This window comes from Pseudomonas sp. NC02 (assembly GCF_002874965.1).
Lineage (GTDB): Bacteria > Pseudomonadota > Gammaproteobacteria > Pseudomonadales > Pseudomonadaceae > Aquipseudomonas.
This window is the reverse complement of the sequence record NZ_CP025624.1, coordinates 5,328,846-5,344,598: the sequence shown is the minus strand read 5'-3', so window position 1 is coordinate 5,344,598 and position 15,753 is coordinate 5,328,846. Positions and strand designations below refer to the sequence as shown.

Below are 15,753 nucleotides of genomic sequence, written 5' to 3'. Positions count from 1 at the left end.
GAAAAATCATTCGCAGCGAGTAGGGCGGCGCAGCACTGCTGCCTGGGCCAGCCACGTCAGCACGTCGGCTGTGACCGCATCACGGTTGGTTTCGTTGAATAATTCGTGGCGCGCCTGTGGGTAAATGCTCAGCTCCAGGTGCTGGCAGCCGGCTTCACGCAACGCATTGGCCAGACTTTTGAGACGCTTGCCTTCACTGACCGGATCACATTCACCGCCCATTATCAGGATGGGCAGCCCCGGGTCTATCTGAGCGAGATTGGACGCTTTGCTGATTTGCTGCAAGCCGCCCAGCAGGTCGATCCACAGCTGGTTGGTGCAACGGAAGCCGCAAAGCGGGTCGCTGACGTACTTGTCGACCTCGGCCGGGTCACGGCTGAGCCAGTCGAAAGCGGTGCGATTGGGTTTGAACGCCTTGTTGAACGATCCAAATGACAGGAAATCAATCAGCGCACTGCGCCCGCGCAACCCCTGGCGCAGGCGTTCGACATGGGCAATCACCTTGGCCGCGCCGTACAGCGCCACCGGCTGGAAATTCGAGCCGCTGAGAATCGCCCCGTTAAGGCTCGCGCTGTGGTGCAGCAGGTACGCCTGGGCAATGTAGCTGCCCATGCTGTGGCCCAGCAGGATGATCGGCACCCCCGGCGCTTGCTGGCCGATATGCTGGTTGAGGCTCGCCAGGTCGCCCACCACCTTGTTCCAGCCGTCTTTCTCGGCGAACAGCCCCAGGGTGCCCTCGTCGGCGGTACGCCCGTGGCCGCGCTGGTCGGGGGCGTACAGGCCGTAGCCGGCATCGCACAACGCCTGGGCCAGGCGGGCATAGCGGCCACTGTGCTCGGCCATGCCGTGGGCCAGCATGATCAGCGCCTTGGGCGGCCCGTCCGGCAGCCACTGGTTGACGTACACCCGACTGCGGTCATTCGCGGTCAGCCAGAAAGTGGTGTGGTTCATGGCGCTTCCTTTGCTCAGGGTCGTTGCAGTGTATAGCTCATTCACCGCAGGCCGCTGGATCAGCGCTGGCCTTGGCGGGGAGATTCACACAATCAATGACGCATCTTGTTGTATTTGCCTGATTGACCATAGCTGCTAACGTCCCCAAAGCTCCGCTTTCATCGCAACATCAAAAGCGGCCGGACCACTCAGGTAAGAGGACAAGAATAATGCAACCTGATTTCTGGAATGACAAACGCGCAGCCGGGGTTCCCAACGAGATCGACCTCACAGCCTATAAATCGGTGATCGAAGTCTTCGAGCGTTCCTGCAAGACCTTTGCCGATCGTCCGGCGTTCAGCAACATGGGGATCACCCTGACCTACGCCGAGCTGGATCGGCGCAGCGCCGCGTTCGCCGGTTACCTGCAGTGGCACACCGACCTCAAGCCGGGTGACCGCATTGCCGTGCAGATGCCCAACGTCCTGCATTATCCGATTGCCGTGTTCGGCGCCCTGCGCGCCGGGCTGATCGTGGTCAACACCAACCCGTTGTACACCCCGCGGGAAATGCGTCACCAATTCAAGGATGCAGGCATTCGTGCGCTGGTGTACCTGAACCTGTTTGGCTCGCGGGTTGAAGAAGTCAGCAAGGACATCGAGATCGAATACCTGATCGAAGCGAAGATGGGCGACTTCATGCCCGCCGCCAAGGGCTGGCTGATCAACACCGTGGTCGACAAGGTCAAGAAGATGGTCCCGGCCTATAACCTGCCGCAAGCCATCTCCTTCAAGCGCGCCCTGCGCATGGGCGCCGGCCAGGCACTCAACCGCCATCCGGTGACCCTCGACGACATCGCGGTGCTGCAATACACCGGCGGCACCACCGGCCTGGCCAAGGGCGCAATGCTTACCCACGGCAACCTGGTGGCCAACATGCAGCAAGTGCGGGCGTGCATGTCGCAACTGGGGGACGACGGCCATCCGCTGATCAAGGAAGGCCAGGAGGTGATGGTGGCGCCGCTGCCGCTGTACCACATCTATGCCTTCACCGCGAATTGCATGTGCATGATGGTATCGGGCAACCACAACGTACTGATCACCAATCCCCGGGACATCGGCGGCTTTATCAAGGAGCTGAAAAAGTGGCGCTTCACCGGGCTGCTGGGGCTCAACACCCTGTTCGTGGCCTTGATGGACCACCCGGACTTCAAGAGCCTGGATTTCTCCCACCTCAAGCTCACCAACTCCGGCGGCACCGCACTGGTCAAGGCCACGGCCGAGCGCTGGCAGCAACTGACCGGCTGCGCGATTGGTGAAGGCTACGGCTTGACCGAAACCTCACCGGTGGCCAGCACCAACCCCTATGGCGGCAAATCGAAGCTGGGCACCGTGGGCATTCCGGTGCCGGGCACGGCGATGAAGATCATCGACGACAACGGCGCGGAGCTGCCGCTGGGCGAGCGGGGCGAGCTGTGCATCAAGGGCCCGCAAGTGATGAAGGGCTACTGGCAGCAACCGGTGGCCACTGCCGAGACCCTGGACGCCGAAGGCTGGCTCAAGACCGGCGATATCGCGGTGATCGACCCGGACGGCTTTGTGCGCATCGTTGATCGCAAGAAGGATCTGATCATCGTCTCGGGGTTCAACGTGTACCCCAACGAGATCGAAGACGTGGTGATGGCGCATCCGGCGGTGGCCAGCTGCGCGGTGATCGGCGTACCGGACGAGCGTACCGGCGAGGCGGTGAAGCTGTTTGTGGTGGCCCGTGCCCAAGGCGTGAGCCTTGAAGAGCTGAAGACCTACTGCAAGGCCAACTTCACCGGCTACAAGGTGCCCAAGCATATTGTGTTGCGTGAGTCGTTGCCGATGACGCCGGTGGGCAAGATCCTGCGGCGCGAATTGCGCGACATAGCCTGATTTGAAATAAGGTCAAAAAATGTGGGAGCGGGCTTGCTCGCGAAAGCGGTATACCAGTCGACATATCCTGTGACTGACACTGCGCTTTCGCGAGCAAGCCCGCTCCCACATTTGGCTTTTTATTCATTCAGTTTAAATGCGTAGAAGCCCATTCCAGAGCCCTTTCTTGGCTTATAGAATCTTTGCTCTAAAAATGACCATTAGATATTCTTGAGTCATGTTTATGACCGTAGGGGCCTCTTTTGGCTCTAGGCGGCCCTTGGCAAAGCTGCTACTCTCGGCGCGCTTTGTGACCTCTTGGCCTGCTTTTAACCGCCAGACTCACCCAAAAACAAACAAATAATAATCGCATCAAATGCGATGAATGAATTCGCGTCGCTGAGGAGTGGGCTTCCATGATCGAAGACTTTTGGAAGGATAAGTACCCCGCCGGGATTGCTGCAGAAATCAATCCAGACGAGTATCCGAATATTCAGGCGGTACTGAAGCAGTCCTGCCAACGCTTCGCCAACAAACCGGCTTTCAGCAACCTGGGCAAGACAATCACCTACGGTGAACTGTACGAACTGTCCGGCGCCTTCGCCGCTTACCTGCAACAGCATACCGACTTGCAGCCCGGTGATCGAATCGCCGTGCAACTGCCCAACGTCCTGCAATACCCGGTCGCCGTGTTCGGCGCCATCCGTGCCGGCTTGATCGTGGTCAACACCAACCCGCTGTACACCGCGCGGGAAATGGAACACCAATTCAACGACTCCGGTGCCAAGGCCCTGGTCTGCCTGGCCAACATGGCGCACCTGGCTGAAAAAGTCGTGCCCAAGACTTCCGTCCGGCACGTGATCGTCACCGAAGTCGCCGACCTGTTGCCGCCGCTCAAGCGCCTGCTGATCAACAGCGTCATCAAGTACGTGAAGAAGATGGTCCCGGCCTATCACTTGCCCAAGGCGATCAAGTTCAACGACGTATTGGCCAAGGGCCACGGCCAGCCGGTGAACGAAGTCAGCCCCGCCAGCGACGAAGTCGCCGTGCTGCAATACACCGGCGGCACCACGGGCGTGGCCAAGGGCGCGATGCTGACCCACCGCAACCTCGTCGCCAACATGCTGCAGTGCAAGGCGCTGATGGGCTCCAACCTGAATGAAGGTTGCGAGATCCTGATTACCCCGCTGCCGCTGTACCACATCTATGCCTTCACCTTTCATTGCATGGCGATGATGCTGATCGGCAACCACAACATCCTGATCAGCAACCCGCGCGACCTGTCGGCGATGGTCAAGGAACTGTCGAAGTGGAAGTTCAGCGGCTTTGTCGGCCTGAACACCCTGTTTGTTGCCCTGTGCAACAACGACGCCTTCCGCAAGCTGGATTTCTCGGCGCTGAAGGTCACCCTGTCAGGCGGCATGGCCCTGCAACTGGCGGCGGCCGAGCGCTGGAAAGCGGTCACCGGCTGCTCCATCTGCGAAGGTTACGGCATGACCGAAACCAGCCCGGTGGCCACCGTGAACCCGATCCAGAACATCCAGATCGGCACCATCGGCATTCCGGTGCCGTCGACCCTGTGCAAGGTCATCACCGATGACGGCGTCGAGCTGGCGCTGGGTGAAGTGGGCGAATTGTGCGTCAAGGGCCCGCAAGTGATGAAGGGCTACTGGCAGCGCGAAGACGCCACCGCCGAGATCCTCGACAGCGAAGGCTGGCTGAAGACCGGTGACATCGCGATCATCCAGCCAGATGGCTACATGCGCATTGTCGACCGCAAGAAGGACATGATTCTGGTCTCCGGTTTCAACGTCTACCCCAACGAGCTGGAAGACGTGCTGGCGACCCTGCCGGGCGTGCTGCAATGCGCGGCCATTGGTGTGCCGGACGAGAAGTCCGGGGAACACATCAAGATCTTCATCGTGGTCAAGCCGGGTGCCAGCCTGACCAAAGACCAGGTGATGGAGCACATGCGCGCCAACGTCACCGGCTACAAGGTGCCCAAGGCCGTGGAATTCCGCGATGCGCTGCCGACCACCAACGTGGGCAAGATCCTGCGGCGTGAGTTGCGGGATGAAGAACTGAAAAAGCTGGGTTTGAAGAAGTAACTCGGCCCCCAACAAAAAGCCCCGCAGATGCGGGGCTTTTTATTGAACGCTGATTTTCCCGCATTGAAATGCAATCCAAATGTGGGAGCGGGCTTGCTCGCGAAAGCGGTGTGCCAGTGATATACCGGTTACTGACACACCGCATTCGCGAGCAAGCCCGCTCCCACAGGTTTTACCGCATTCCTACAGTGCGAACTGCGCGAAGCTCACACCGGCACCGGCCGGGCGTACGTCCTTGAGGAACGAGTCCTTGTCGGCACTCAGCTCCAGGGTAATCTCCGGCTTGCGCTTGCCGGCATTGCGCACCACCAGGCCTTCCAGCTTCTCGCGCAAAAACACCGTTGGCACCTTCAAGTGCAGCAACTGGTCGCTCTCGGCGTTGTGCATCAACAAGTGGATCCACTCGTACTGGCCCACGGCAATCCGGCCCACCGGCAGGTCGAACCACCAGATGTTGCGTTTGCGGTCCAGGTCGGTGAAGTGGCAGTTGTTGACACCGAGTACGGCACCGCCCAGTTCCTGGTTTCTGCGGGCAATGGCCTGTGCTTTATTGAGTTTCATAACCTTCCTACGGGATCTGTTACCCAGCGCTTGCGCCTGGATGTGCCCGGCATTCTCGTGGGTTGGCCGCAAAACATAAAGCCAAACCTGTACGGCGCGATGAAATGCCGCTGAAAAAATAATTGAAACTCTCTGGAAAGGCCAAGGGTCAACGATTACGTAGTGACCAAAATCCTTGATTGTTCCCAGGAGAAATACCATGAGTAGCACATCGGACAAGGCAAAAGGTTTGGCGAACGAAGCCGTAGGCAACATCAAGCAAGGTGTTGGCAAAGTCACCGGCAACGACAAGTTGCGGGCTGAAGGCGTGGTTCAGGAAAAGAAAGGTGAAGTGCAAAAAGCAGTCGGCGACACCAAGGACGCAGTAAAGAAAGCGGTCAAATAGTCCCGACCTGGCTGCCTGCACTCCAGCAGCCCGACGGCCATCCACGGATGGCCGTTTTTGTGTCACCTGCAGTGATTAAAGTTTGGAAATTGTTTCAAGGTCGCCAAATAAGCTACCTTGATGTAGAAAACGGCCCCTGAGTCGCCCACGAACTCAACTTTTTGCGGCGAAAGGAGACGCTATGATTTTTCCGGTATTACAAGGCTTGCCCCTGCACAAAGTGCTGGTGCGCACTGTCACAGAGTTCCTCGATGACGAGATGCCTACGTACGCCTCGGCGCTGGCCTACCAGATGCTGTTCTCGCTGTTTCCCTTCCTGCTGTTCCTGATTGCCCTGATCGGTTTCCTGCACCTGCCGGACTTCTTCACCTGGCTGCGCATGCAATCGGAACTGGTATTGCCGCCCCAGGCCCTGGAGCAGGTCAACCCGGTGATCGACCAGTTGCAGCAATCCAAGGGTGGCCTGTTGTCGGTGGGTATCGTGATCGCGCTGTACACCGCCTCGGCGGGTGTGCGCCTGATGATGAGTGCGATGAATGCCGCCTATGACGTGGTGGAAGGCCGACCGATCTGGAAGCGCTTCCCGCTGTCGATTTTCTACACCGTAGGCTTCGCCGGCATGCTGTTGGCCGCCGCCGCCTTGATGGTGCTCGGGCCCCAGGTGATGGAATGGCTGGCGGGGCAGATCGGCATGCAGGAATTCGTGGTCACGCTGTGGACCATCCTGCGTTGGCCGCTGATCGTCATCCTGTTGATGTTCTCCGTGGCGTTGATGTACTACGTGATGCCTGACGTGAAGCAGAAGTTTCGCTTTATCACCCCGGGATCGGTGCTGGCGGTGGTGGTCTGGATCGTCGCTTCCCTGGGTTTTGGCTACTACGTCAAAACCTTTGCCGACTACAACGCCATGTATGGCAGTATCGGCGCGATCATTGTGCTGCTGTTGTACTTCTACATCTCGGCTGCCGTGCTGTTGCTGGGGGCGGAGATGAATGCGGTGATCGAACACATGTCGGCCGAAGGCAAGGATCCTGGTGAAAAGGACTTTGGCGAGCACGACGAAAAAAAGCATGTCTCAGGCCTTGGCCGCGACCCTTCCCTCAAGCCCACTACCGATGAAGTCTGATCGATGATCCGTGAAATCCTGAAAATGGGCGATGAGCGCCTGCTGCGTATTGCCCCGCCGGTTCCGCCGGAAATGTTCGACAGCCCCGAGCTGTGGCAGTTGATTGATGACATGTTCCAGACCATGGAACACGTCGGTGGCGTCGGCCTGGCCGCGCCGCAGATTGGAGTGGACCTGCAACTGGTGATCTTCGGTTTCGAGAGCAGCGAACGCTACCCGGACGCGCCCGCCGTGCCCCAGACCATCCTGATCAACCCGCTGATCACGCCGCTCAGCCCGGTGCTGGAAGAAGGCTATGAAGGGTGCCTGTCGGTGCCTGGTTTGCGTGGGGCAGTGGACCGTTACCAGCAGATTCGCTACGAAGGGTTTGACCCCAAGGGCGAGCCGATTGTGCGGATTGCCGAAGGCTTTCACGCGCGGGTGGTACAGCACGAGTGCGATCACCTGATCGGCCGGCTGTACCCGTCGCGGATTACCGATTTCAGCAAGTTCGGGTTTATCGAAGTGATGTTCCCGGATATGGATCCTACGGCAGACGAATAACCCTCAGGCAAAACACACCTCAAACTGTGGGAGCGGGCTTGCTCGCGAAAGCGGAGTGCCAGTCACCGAAGATATAGACTGATCCACCGCATTCACGAGCAAGCCCGCTCCCACATTTGTTCTGTGTGCATTCAGCTTATTTTGCGGGCTTCACAAACCGCAACGTCATCCGGTCCGACTCACCAATCGCCACATACTTGGCCTTGTCCTTCTCCCCCAACGTCAACGCCGGCGGCAAGGTCCAGACCCCATCCGGGTAGTCCTTGGTATCTTTCGGGTTGGCATTCACCTCGCTCTGCCCCTCAAGCTTGAACCCCGCATCCGTCGCCAGTTTCACCACATACGCGGTGGTCAGGTAACCGCTGTGCTTGATGTCTTCCAGCGACGCCCCGTCCTTGGCCCGGTGATCCACCACCCCCAGCACGCCGCCCGGTTTCAACACCTTGAAGAACGCCTCGAACATCGCCGGCGCCGTATCCGCCATCACCCAGTTATGAACGTTGCGAAAGGTCAGCACGGTGTCGGCCGAGCCAGGCTTGCCCAGCACCGGAGCCTTGGGGTCGAACTCGGCGAAGCCGGCCTTGGAATAATGCAGCGGGTCTGCGGCGAATTTCTTTTTCAGGTTTTCTTCTGATGTACGCGCATAGGCACTGCTGTTCGGCGCCTGCACGGCAGCGATGTAGTGGCCGTTATCCTTGAGCAGCGGCGCCAGCAGCTCGCTGTACCAGCCTCCACCGGGGGTGATTTCGATCAGGGTCTGGTCGCCCCGCAGGCCAAAGAACTCCAGGGTCTGCTGCGGGTGACGATACACATCACGCGCGCTGTTGGCCGGCACGCGCCAACTGCCGGCGAGCACGGTTGCATACTGCTCGGCGGAAACCGGCGCTTCGGCTGCCTGGCTCAAGGCCGGGGCGAGGAGAGCTGCAAGGGATAAGGCTGCAAGGGTCGCTTTCATGATCATCCTGTAATGGGCCGCTGGTGCCGCCGAGGCTAGCATGGGGCCCACAACGGCTGATCACACTTTATTGAAGGTCGACCTCACCAACGGTTCTAAGCCCATGGCGATCATCGGCTTGTTGCGTTTGTAGCGCACCAGGCGCTCCGACAAGGACTGCGGCAGCAACGTGTCCTGGGTAAAACCCAGGCGTTGATAAAAGCCTTCCAGGTCCGGATGGCACAGCAGCCACACCGTGCCTTCAACGCTTGCGACCGAGGCGCGAATCAATTGCGCCGCCAGCCCCTGGCCACGCAGCGCCGGGTCGACAAACAGCCCGGTCAACCACTGCCCACCCACCACCGGCGTCAGGCACAGGCCCGCGACAATCTCGCTGCCCCTGGCCACCCACAACTGGCCACCCTTGAGGGCCTTCATCGGTGAGTTATGGCTGCGATAGAACTTGTTCAGCAGCGGCCACAACGGCTCTGCCAGTCGGTCGATGTGAAACTCGGGCATGGTTTTCAAACACGCGAATCCAGGGGGCGCAGATTATAAGTCGGGCAAAGCGCCTTCTGTTGGGCAATCGGTGTTATACCCAGTGTTACATCCCCTGTAAGTGGAGCACGCATCATGGCCAAAGGTCTGAATTCTAAGAAAGCTGACAAGAAGAAACCGGCAAAGACCGCCGATGAAAAACGCGCCGAGAAAAAGGCCAAGAAAACCGACAGCAACCTGTTCGGTCATTAAGTTCTAAGCTAAGCACCAAACGATCTGCAAGATTTTCCCGCCCCATTGCACAGAGCAGGATGAAGCCGACTTTTTCGTCGGCCACGCCTGCCCTGAGCTGCCGATGTCCAACTACCTTGATGAAACCCAGCGCCGGGAAATCGAAGCCCTGGCCCAGACCTTTACCGCCCGCACCGAGTGGCCGACCTGGCTGCTGTTGATCGGCGTCTATGCCGGCTGGTTTGCGGTGATCCTCGCCAGCCACTGGCTTGGCCTGTGGCTGAGTACCGCACTGTTGATCCCGCTCGTGACGCTGTGGATGTCCCTGCAACACGAACTGCTGCACGGCCATCCCACCCGCTTCACTGCTTTGAACAAACTCCTCGGCTACGCACCGTTTGCCGTCTGGTACCCCTACACCCTGTACCGCAACTGCCACCTGGTGCACCACAACGACGAAGACCTGACGGTGCCCGGTGTCGACCCGGAAAGCCGCTACCTGAATCAGCGGCAGTGGGATGACAGTTCGCTGTTCGAGCGCACCTTGCATTGGCTGACCAAGACCGTCCTGGGGCGCTTCCTGTTGGGTTCGCCGCTGGCGCTGTGGAAGCTGGCGCGCAACGAGGTCAGACGCCTACGCAAAGGCCAGCGCCAGGCGTGGCTGATGTGGCTGAGCCATGGCACCGTGACCGTGCTGATGCTGACCTTCATCGCCCACTACAGCGTGCTGCCGGTGTGGCACTACGTGGCGCTGGTCAGCGTGCCGGCCTTGTCGGTGGCGGCGATCCGTTCCTACTATGAGCATCGCCCGCACCCACAACCGGAACAGCGCACGGTGCTTAACGAAGCCGCCTGGCCGTGGACCTGGCTGTTCCTCAACAACAACCTGCACCTGGTGCATCACGACTTGCCGAAGCTGCCGTGGTATTTGCTGCCCACCGTGTACCGCGCGCGCCGCGAACAATGGGTGGCGCGCAGCGGCGGGTTCCTGGTGCAGGGTTACGGCCAGTTGATCGGCCGTCACGGGCTCAAGGCCATCGACAGCCCACGGCACCCCTTTGCTTGAGAGACGACCATGAGTGACCGCTACGCCGAACTGCTGATGTACGTGGCGCCGCAGCAGGTGCAACAGGCCAATGAGCGCTGGCTTTCGCGCATCCTTGAGCGCCTGGGCGCGACCCGCCGCAAGGCTGATCATCTCGACCTGCGCAGCCTGTGGCGCGCCCCGCAATTGCTGCTGACGCAAACCTGCGGCTACCCGCTGATGACCGAGCTGCGCGGGCAAGTCCAGGTGATTGGCCGCCCGCGCTACGAACTGCCCCACAGCAGCGGCGGCCAGCATTGCAGCCTGCTGCTGACCCGCGACGACAATCCCCGCGTTGCCTTGGCCGACTTCCAAGACAGCCGCGGCGTGATCAACGGCCATGACTCCAACAGCGGCATGAACCTGCTGCGCGAACGCCTGGCGCCGCTGCAGCAGGGCGGTCGGTTCTTTGCCGAAGTCGGCATCAGCGGCGCCCATCGCGAAAGCCTGCGATGGCTGCGGGAAAACCGCGCAGACCTTGCCGCCATCGACAGCGTGACCTACGACTACCTCGCCCGTTTTGCGCCAGAGGAAGTGGCCGGGCTGAGGATCGTCACCCGCAGCGCGCCCAGCCCGACGCTGCCTTACATCAGCGCGTCGGGCTCAAGTGAACACCTGCGGGAGGTCATGAACCTGGCCTTGCAGGATCTGCCCGAAGTGGTGCAAACCCTCGGCGTACACGAAGTGCTGCCCGCCACCGAAGCGGATTACCAGGTGCTGCTGGAATACCGGCAGCAGGCGGAAGCCTTGGGTTATCCACGCCTCCAATGATCGTTCCCACGCTCCGCGTGGGAATGCATCCTGTGACGCTCTGCGTCACGATTTCAAAGCAGACGCAGAGCGTCCAAGGCGGCATTCCCACGCAGAGCGTGTGAATTATTGGTTATATAAAAATACCTTTTAAATATTATTAAAGAATAAGCAGCCTTGCTAGGATCGCTCCACCGGAACACCGGACATAACGCGCAACCTACTCAGATGGAGCCACTATGTCCGGCGCCGACACTTCTCACAGCGATTACGTGGGCGGATTGTTCCGCAGTCATTACGACTGGCTGTGCGGCCGTTTGCACCGCCATCTCGATTCCCGTGCCCACGCCGAAGACATCGCCGCCGACACCTTCGTCCAGCTCCTGAGTTCCCCGGGCGTGGCGCCGATCCGCCAGCCACGCGCCTTGCTCACCACCATTGCCCAACGCCTGATGTACCAGCTGTGGCGTCGCCGTGACCTGGAGCGCGCCTACCTCGACGCCCTCGACCAGGACGAAACCTCGCCCGCGCCATCCCCTGAGGATTTGGCGCAGATGCTCGAAGCCCTGCAGGCCATCGACCAGTTGCTCGACGGCTTGCCGGCCAAGGTCAAGGCGACCTTTCTGCTGTCGCAACTCAATGGCCTGACCTACCCGGAAATCGCGGCCGAGCTGGGCATTTCCCAACGCTCGGTCAGCGACTACATGACCCGTGCCGTCAACCGCTGCCTGCGGCTGTGCCTGGAATGAGCGACGACCTGATCGACAGCGCCACTCGCTGGGTGGTGTTGCTGCGCTCCGGCGAGGCGAGTGCCGCCGACTGGCAGCGTTACCATCAGTGGCGTGCCGCAGACCCGCGTCACGAAGCCTTGTGCCAACAACTGGAAACCCGCCTCGGTGTGTTTCAAATTCCGCAGACCCAAGGCGTCAGCGGCAAGGTATTGCAGCAGGCACTGGACGCGCCATCCAGCCGCCGCACGGTGTTGCGCGGCGCCCTGGTGGGCGCTGGCCTGATGCTGGGCGCCGGTTGGCTGGCCCGGCCGGTGGTGGAGGATTTGACCGCCGATATCCGCACCGGCACCGGCGAACGGCGCACTGTAGAGCTGGCGGATGGCAGCGAGTTACTGCTCAACGCCCGCAGTGCCGCCGACATCCAGTTCGACCCACAACACCGCGTGGTGCGCCTGCGCGATGGCGAGTTGCTGGTGAAGATTGCCAGGGACAGCAACCGACCGTTTTTCATTCAGACCGATCAAGCTCGACTGCATGCCTTGGGCAATCGCCTGTTGCTGCGCGAGCGCGAAGGGCAGGGCCATGTGGTGGCGCTCAACGGCGCCCTGGAGATCGACGGCCAGAACGGCGAACGCCTGCAACTGGAGGCCGGGCACGAGGTGACTTATGACCGCTTCGGCTTCGGCCCGGTGCTGGCCAGTTCCTCGGGGGCGACGGCGTGGATCGACGGTTTCCTGCAAGTGCGCGACCGCCCGCTGGTGGAAGTGATCGACGCACTGCGCCCGTATCACAACGGTGTGCTGCGCCTCGATCCGGCGGTGGCAGGGTTGCGGGTCAGCGGCCTGTACCGCCTCGACAATCCCGACCAGATCCTCGACACCCTGGCACGCACCCTGCCGATCCACATCACCCGCCGGACCGGGTTGTGGGTGACCGTCAGTGCCGCCTGAAAACGGTTCACCTCGGTCAATGTGGGAGCTGGCTTGCCTGCGATGCGAGCACCTCGGCCTCGCAGATGTACCGCAGCGATACCATCGCAGCCTCGCTAAAGCTCGACAGCTCCCACAGTTGACCGCGTCGTTTCCGAATGTCGGTTCTATCGACATAACCAAACGATCTGCAAGTTTTCCCCCGGCCATCCCACATCACTCCCGTAAGCGCTGCGGGGAGCAGCGCTCAGGAGTTTCCTTGGGGGGAGCCAACGTGAGCCCATTCAACCGTACACCGCTTCGAACCTTTGCCCTGGTGCCGTTGGCCAGTCTGTTCCTGTCTTTCGCTGCCAGCGCCGAAGAGGCGCGCCAGGTCTACCACATCGCGCCCGGCCCGCTGGACGAAGTGCTGCTGAACATCAGCCGCCAGAGCGGCCAGGTGATTTCCTTCACGCCGCAGCTGGGCAATTATTCCTCGGCGCGGGTCGACGGTTCGCTGTCGGCGCAACAGGCGGTAGACGCCGCGCTCAAGGGCACCGGCCTGCAAGTCCAGGTCAGCCCGGACGGTGCATTCATCATCAAGGAAGGCGCCAAAGTCGCGCCTGCCAGCAACAGCATCAAGGCGCAAACCGCCGAAGCCCAGGCGCCGACCCTCGACCGTGTGGTCGCCATCGGTACCCGTCGCAGCGACGCCACGGCCCTCACCAGCAGCGCCCCGGTGGATGTGATCAACGCCGAGGAACTCAAGCAAACCGGCGCCACCAGCCTCAACCAGGCGCTGTTCCAACTGCTGCCCTCGTTCAACTTTCCACAGAACAACAGCGCCACCCGCGGCCAGGACCCGAAAGGCGCCTCCCTGCGCGGCTTGTCCCCGGACCAGACCCTGGTGCTGATCAACGGCAAGCGCCGGCACACCTCGGCGGTGGTGAACATTTCCGGTGGCGTGCCGTTCATTGGCGCGCAGCCGGTGGACCTCGACATGATCCCCATCAGCGCCATCGACCACGTCGAAGTGCTGCGCGACGGTGCCTCGGCGCAATACGGTTCGGACGCGGTGGCGGGGGTGGTCAACATCGTGCTCAAGGAGCGCGACAGCGGTGGCGGCATCAACACCCAACTGGGCAAATACGCCCAGGGCGACGGCTTCAGCAAAACCACCGATGGCTGGTACGGCATCGGCTTGCCGGGGGATGGTTTCCTGACCCTGAGCTTCAACACCCTGAACAACAAACCCGATGACATCGGCGACAAATACGTCGCCGACGGCCAGGTACAAGACCCGCGCTGGGGCGGTGCCGGGCGCGACAAATACAACCTGGCGGCCAACGCCGAAATCGGCCTGAACGACCAATGGCGCCTCTACAGTTTCGCCACCTTCGGCCAGGACACTTCGGTGAACAACACGCCGCCGCTGCTGGCCAGCAGCCCGAACAACGTGGCCGGGATCTACCCCAACGGCACCATCCCGAAATACCGCTATCGCTATGAAGACGGCGCCGTCACCGTCGGCACCCGCTATGAAGACGAGAGCATCGGCCGCTTCGATTTGAGCGCCACCTATGGCCGCGACGAGCACGACGAACTGGCTTTCAACACCGTCAACCCGAGCTACGGGATCAACAGCCCGACCAAGTTCAACGTCGCCACCCTGGTCAACGACCAGACCAACATCACCCTGGATTACGCCAAGGATCTGAACGTCGACTGGTCGAGCCATCCACTCACCGTGTCGGCGGGCGTTGCCTACCGGCATGAGCAATACCGGCTGGAGGCCGGCGACTACGATTCCTATTCCTACGGTGGCATCGACGGCGTGCAGGTTGGCGCGGTGCAGGCTTCGGGCCTGACCCCGGACGACGCCGGCACCTTCAAGCGTGATGTGGGCGGCGTGTATTTCGGCCTGGAAAACCAGGTCACCGACAAGCTCCAGGTGGGCATTGCCGGGCGTACCGAGCACTACTCGGACTTCGGTTCAGCCACCACCGGCAAACTCTCGGCGCGCTATGACTTCACCCCGAAAGTCGGCCTGCGGGCCACGGTCAACAATGCCTACCACGCGCCCAGCCTGGGCCAGATCGGCACCTCCTGGACCACCACCACCAACCTCGACGCCAACGGCAACCCGGTGCTGACCCGCATGCTGCCGGCCGACAACCCGGCCGCCCGAGCCCTCGGTGCACAGCCGCTGAAGCCCGAGAAGTCCACCAACTTCTCCCTGGGCCTGGTGCTGCGCCCAACCGACCAGGCCTCGCTGACCATCGACGCCTACCAGATCTCGATTCGTGACCGCCTGCTGTTCAGCGGTGGTATTTCCGGGCCGCTGGCCGAGCAGATCCTCAAGGACGCCGGCTACGGCCAGTACTCCTGGGCGCAGTTCATGACCAACGCCGCCGACACCCGCACCCGCGGCGTCGACATCGTGGGCAAGTACAACCTGGACCTTGAGCAGTTCGGCAACCTGAACCTGTCGGCGGGCTACACCAAGGCCCGCACCACTATCGAAAAGGTCCACGAAAACCCCAACGGCTTCGAAGTGCTGACCCGTGAATCCCGTGGCTTCCTGGAGCACGGTTACCCGGAAGACAAGCTGGTGTTTGGCGCGGTCCACAAGCTCAACCAATGGACCATTGCCCTCAACGAAACCCGTTACGGCAAGTACCGCAAATATGCCTCCAGCGAAGCCAACGCCCAGTACGACCAGACCTTCAGTGCGCAATGGACCACCGACCTGGACGTGAACTACGCCTTCACCAAACAACTGCGGGTGTCGGTGGGCGTCAACAACCTGTTCGACAGCAAGCCTGACGACTACAACACCCGTTTGCGCCAGACCCCGGGCCAGCAATACAGCTACCTGTCGCCGACGGCGCCGGAAGGGGCGTTTTACTACACGCGGCTCAGTTATGACTTTTAAACCCTGATGCAAAACCTGTGGCGAGGGAGCTTGCTCCCGCTGGGGCGCGTAGCGGCCCCAAGCACTTTGGGCCTGCTGCGCAGTCCAGCGGGAGCAAGCTCCCTCGCCACAAGAGCACTCTTCATGGAATC

The 15,753-nt window shown here is 61.0% G+C and carries 14 protein-coding genes; 10 read left to right on the top strand and 4 right to left on the bottom strand.

The features are described from left to right. Window positions 1–6: 6 nt before the first annotated feature. A complete protein-coding gene (locus C0058_RS25050) occupies window positions 7–951 on the bottom strand; it encodes an alpha/beta hydrolase (protein WP_003213037.1) in 945 nt (314 codons plus the stop codon). A 209-nt stretch (window positions 952–1,160) separates the two neighbouring features. Between C0058_RS25050 and fadD2 the strand changes: the two genes are divergently transcribed. Both fadD2 and fadD1 read left to right on the top strand, forming a co-directional pair. Beyond that, on the top strand, window positions 1,161–2,849 hold the full coding sequence (gene fadD2 / locus C0058_RS25045) for a long-chain-fatty-acid--CoA ligase FadD2 (protein ID WP_102369760.1): 1,689 nt from the start codon (window positions 1,161–1,163) through the stop codon (window positions 2,847–2,849). 395 nt (window positions 2,850–3,244) lie between these two features. Further along, window positions 3,245–4,936 carry a long-chain-fatty-acid--CoA ligase FadD1 gene (gene fadD1 / locus C0058_RS25040; protein ID WP_003213041.1) on the top strand — a complete coding sequence of 564 codons (1,692 nt, stop codon included), beginning with the start codon at window positions 3,245–3,247 and terminating at the stop codon, window positions 4,934–4,936. A gap of 183 nt (window positions 4,937–5,119) precedes the next feature. Here fadD1 and C0058_RS25035 read toward each other — a convergent pair whose 3' ends face one another. After that, entirely contained in the window at window positions 5,120–5,497 is a 378-nt protein-coding gene (locus C0058_RS25035) for a hypothetical protein (RefSeq protein ID WP_003213043.1), read from the bottom strand. Window positions 5,498–5,696: 199 nt separating this feature from the next. Here C0058_RS25035 and C0058_RS25030 point away from each other — a divergent pair, with 199 nt between their 5' ends. The 3 genes from C0058_RS25030 to def all read left to right on the top strand — a co-directional run bounded on the left by C0058_RS25030 (window position 5,697) and on the right by def (window position 7,551). Beyond that, window positions 5,697–5,882, top strand: coding sequence for a CsbD family protein (locus C0058_RS25030; protein WP_003213044.1), 186 nt, complete (start codon window positions 5,697–5,699; stop codon window positions 5,880–5,882). 181 nt (window positions 5,883–6,063) lie between these two features. Continuing rightward, window positions 6,064–7,008 carry a YihY/virulence factor BrkB family protein gene (locus C0058_RS25025; protein WP_003213047.1) on the top strand — a complete coding sequence of 315 codons (945 nt, stop codon included), beginning with the start codon at window positions 6,064–6,066 and terminating at the stop codon, window positions 7,006–7,008. Between the two features lie 3 nt (window positions 7,009–7,011). Then, a complete protein-coding gene (def, locus tag C0058_RS25020; RefSeq protein ID WP_003213049.1) occupies window positions 7,012–7,551 on the top strand; it encodes a peptide deformylase in 540 nt (179 codons plus the stop codon). A gap of 136 nt (window positions 7,552–7,687) precedes the next feature. Here the strand turns inward: def and C0058_RS25015 are convergent, their stop codons facing one another. Together C0058_RS25015 and C0058_RS25010 are read right to left on the bottom strand one after the other, a co-directional pair. Then, entirely contained in the window at window positions 7,688–8,506 is an 819-nt protein-coding gene (locus C0058_RS25015; RefSeq protein ID WP_102369759.1) for a class I SAM-dependent methyltransferase, read from the bottom strand. 60 nt (window positions 8,507–8,566) lie between these two features. After that, complete coding sequence (locus tag C0058_RS25010) at window positions 8,567–9,004, bottom strand: GNAT family N-acetyltransferase (RefSeq protein ID WP_102370298.1); 438 nt, start codon at window positions 9,002–9,004, stop codon at window positions 8,567–8,569. A gap of 334 nt (window positions 9,005–9,338) precedes the next feature. Between C0058_RS25010 and C0058_RS25005 the strand changes: the two genes are divergently transcribed. The 5 genes from C0058_RS25005 (at window position 9,339) to C0058_RS24985 (ending at window position 15,622) form a co-directional block, all read left to right on the top strand. Beyond that, a complete protein-coding gene (locus tag C0058_RS25005) occupies window positions 9,339–10,280 on the top strand; it encodes a fatty acid desaturase (RefSeq protein WP_008431594.1) in 942 nt (313 codons plus the stop codon). Between the two features lie 9 nt (window positions 10,281–10,289). Continuing rightward, the gene (locus tag C0058_RS25000; protein ID WP_102369758.1) at window positions 10,290–11,069 is read left to right on the top strand and encodes a phosphate/phosphite/phosphonate ABC transporter substrate-binding protein; all 780 of its coding nucleotides are present in this window, start codon (window positions 10,290–10,292) and stop codon (window positions 11,067–11,069) included. Between the two features lie 218 nt (window positions 11,070–11,287). After that, the gene (locus C0058_RS24995; protein WP_003213062.1) at window positions 11,288–11,797 is read left to right on the top strand and encodes a sigma-70 family RNA polymerase sigma factor; all 510 of its coding nucleotides are present in this window, start codon (window positions 11,288–11,290) and stop codon (window positions 11,795–11,797) included. Continuing rightward, a complete protein-coding gene (locus tag C0058_RS24990) occupies window positions 11,794–12,729 on the top strand; it encodes a FecR domain-containing protein (RefSeq protein ID WP_102369757.1) in 936 nt (311 codons plus the stop codon). The genes C0058_RS24995 and C0058_RS24990 overlap by 4 nt, the downstream gene beginning before the upstream one ends. Before the next feature lie 253 nt (window positions 12,730–12,982). Next, window positions 12,983–15,622 carry a TonB-dependent receptor gene (locus C0058_RS24985; protein ID WP_102369756.1) on the top strand — a complete coding sequence of 880 codons (2,640 nt, stop codon included), beginning with the start codon at window positions 12,983–12,985 and terminating at the stop codon, window positions 15,620–15,622. Window positions 15,623–15,753: the final 131 nt, after the last annotated feature.

Coding starts and splice junctions, on each gene's coding strand:
- C0058_RS25030 (WP_003213044.1), top strand. CDS start 5,697: ATGAGTAGCACATCGGACAAGGCAAAAGGTTTGGCGAACGAAGCCGTA.
- C0058_RS24990 (WP_102369757.1), top strand. CDS start 11,794: ATGAGCGACGACCTGATCGACAGCGCCACTCGCTGGGTGGTGTTGCTG.
- C0058_RS25010 (WP_102370298.1), bottom strand. CDS start 9,004: ATGCCCGAGTTTCACATCGACCGACTGGCAGAGCCGTTGTGGCCGCTG.
- C0058_RS24995 (WP_003213062.1), top strand. CDS start 11,288: ATGTCCGGCGCCGACACTTCTCACAGCGATTACGTGGGCGGATTGTTC.
- C0058_RS25005 (WP_008431594.1), top strand. CDS start 9,339: ATGTCCAACTACCTTGATGAAACCCAGCGCCGGGAAATCGAAGCCCTG.
- fadD2 (WP_102369760.1), top strand. CDS start 1,161: ATGCAACCTGATTTCTGGAATGACAAACGCGCAGCCGGGGTTCCCAAC.
- C0058_RS25035 (WP_003213043.1), bottom strand. CDS start 5,497: ATGAAACTCAATAAAGCACAGGCCATTGCCCGCAGAAACCAGGAACTG.
- C0058_RS25015 (WP_102369759.1), bottom strand. CDS start 8,506: ATGAAAGCGACCCTTGCAGCCTTATCCCTTGCAGCTCTCCTCGCCCCG.
- fadD1 (WP_003213041.1), top strand. CDS start 3,245: ATGATCGAAGACTTTTGGAAGGATAAGTACCCCGCCGGGATTGCTGCA.
- C0058_RS25050 (WP_003213037.1), bottom strand. CDS start 951: ATGAACCACACCACTTTCTGGCTGACCGCGAATGACCGCAGTCGGGTG.
- C0058_RS25000 (WP_102369758.1), top strand. CDS start 10,290: ATGAGTGACCGCTACGCCGAACTGCTGATGTACGTGGCGCCGCAGCAG.
- def (WP_003213049.1), top strand. CDS start 7,012: ATGATCCGTGAAATCCTGAAAATGGGCGATGAGCGCCTGCTGCGTATT.
- C0058_RS25025 (WP_003213047.1), top strand. CDS start 6,064: ATGATTTTTCCGGTATTACAAGGCTTGCCCCTGCACAAAGTGCTGGTG.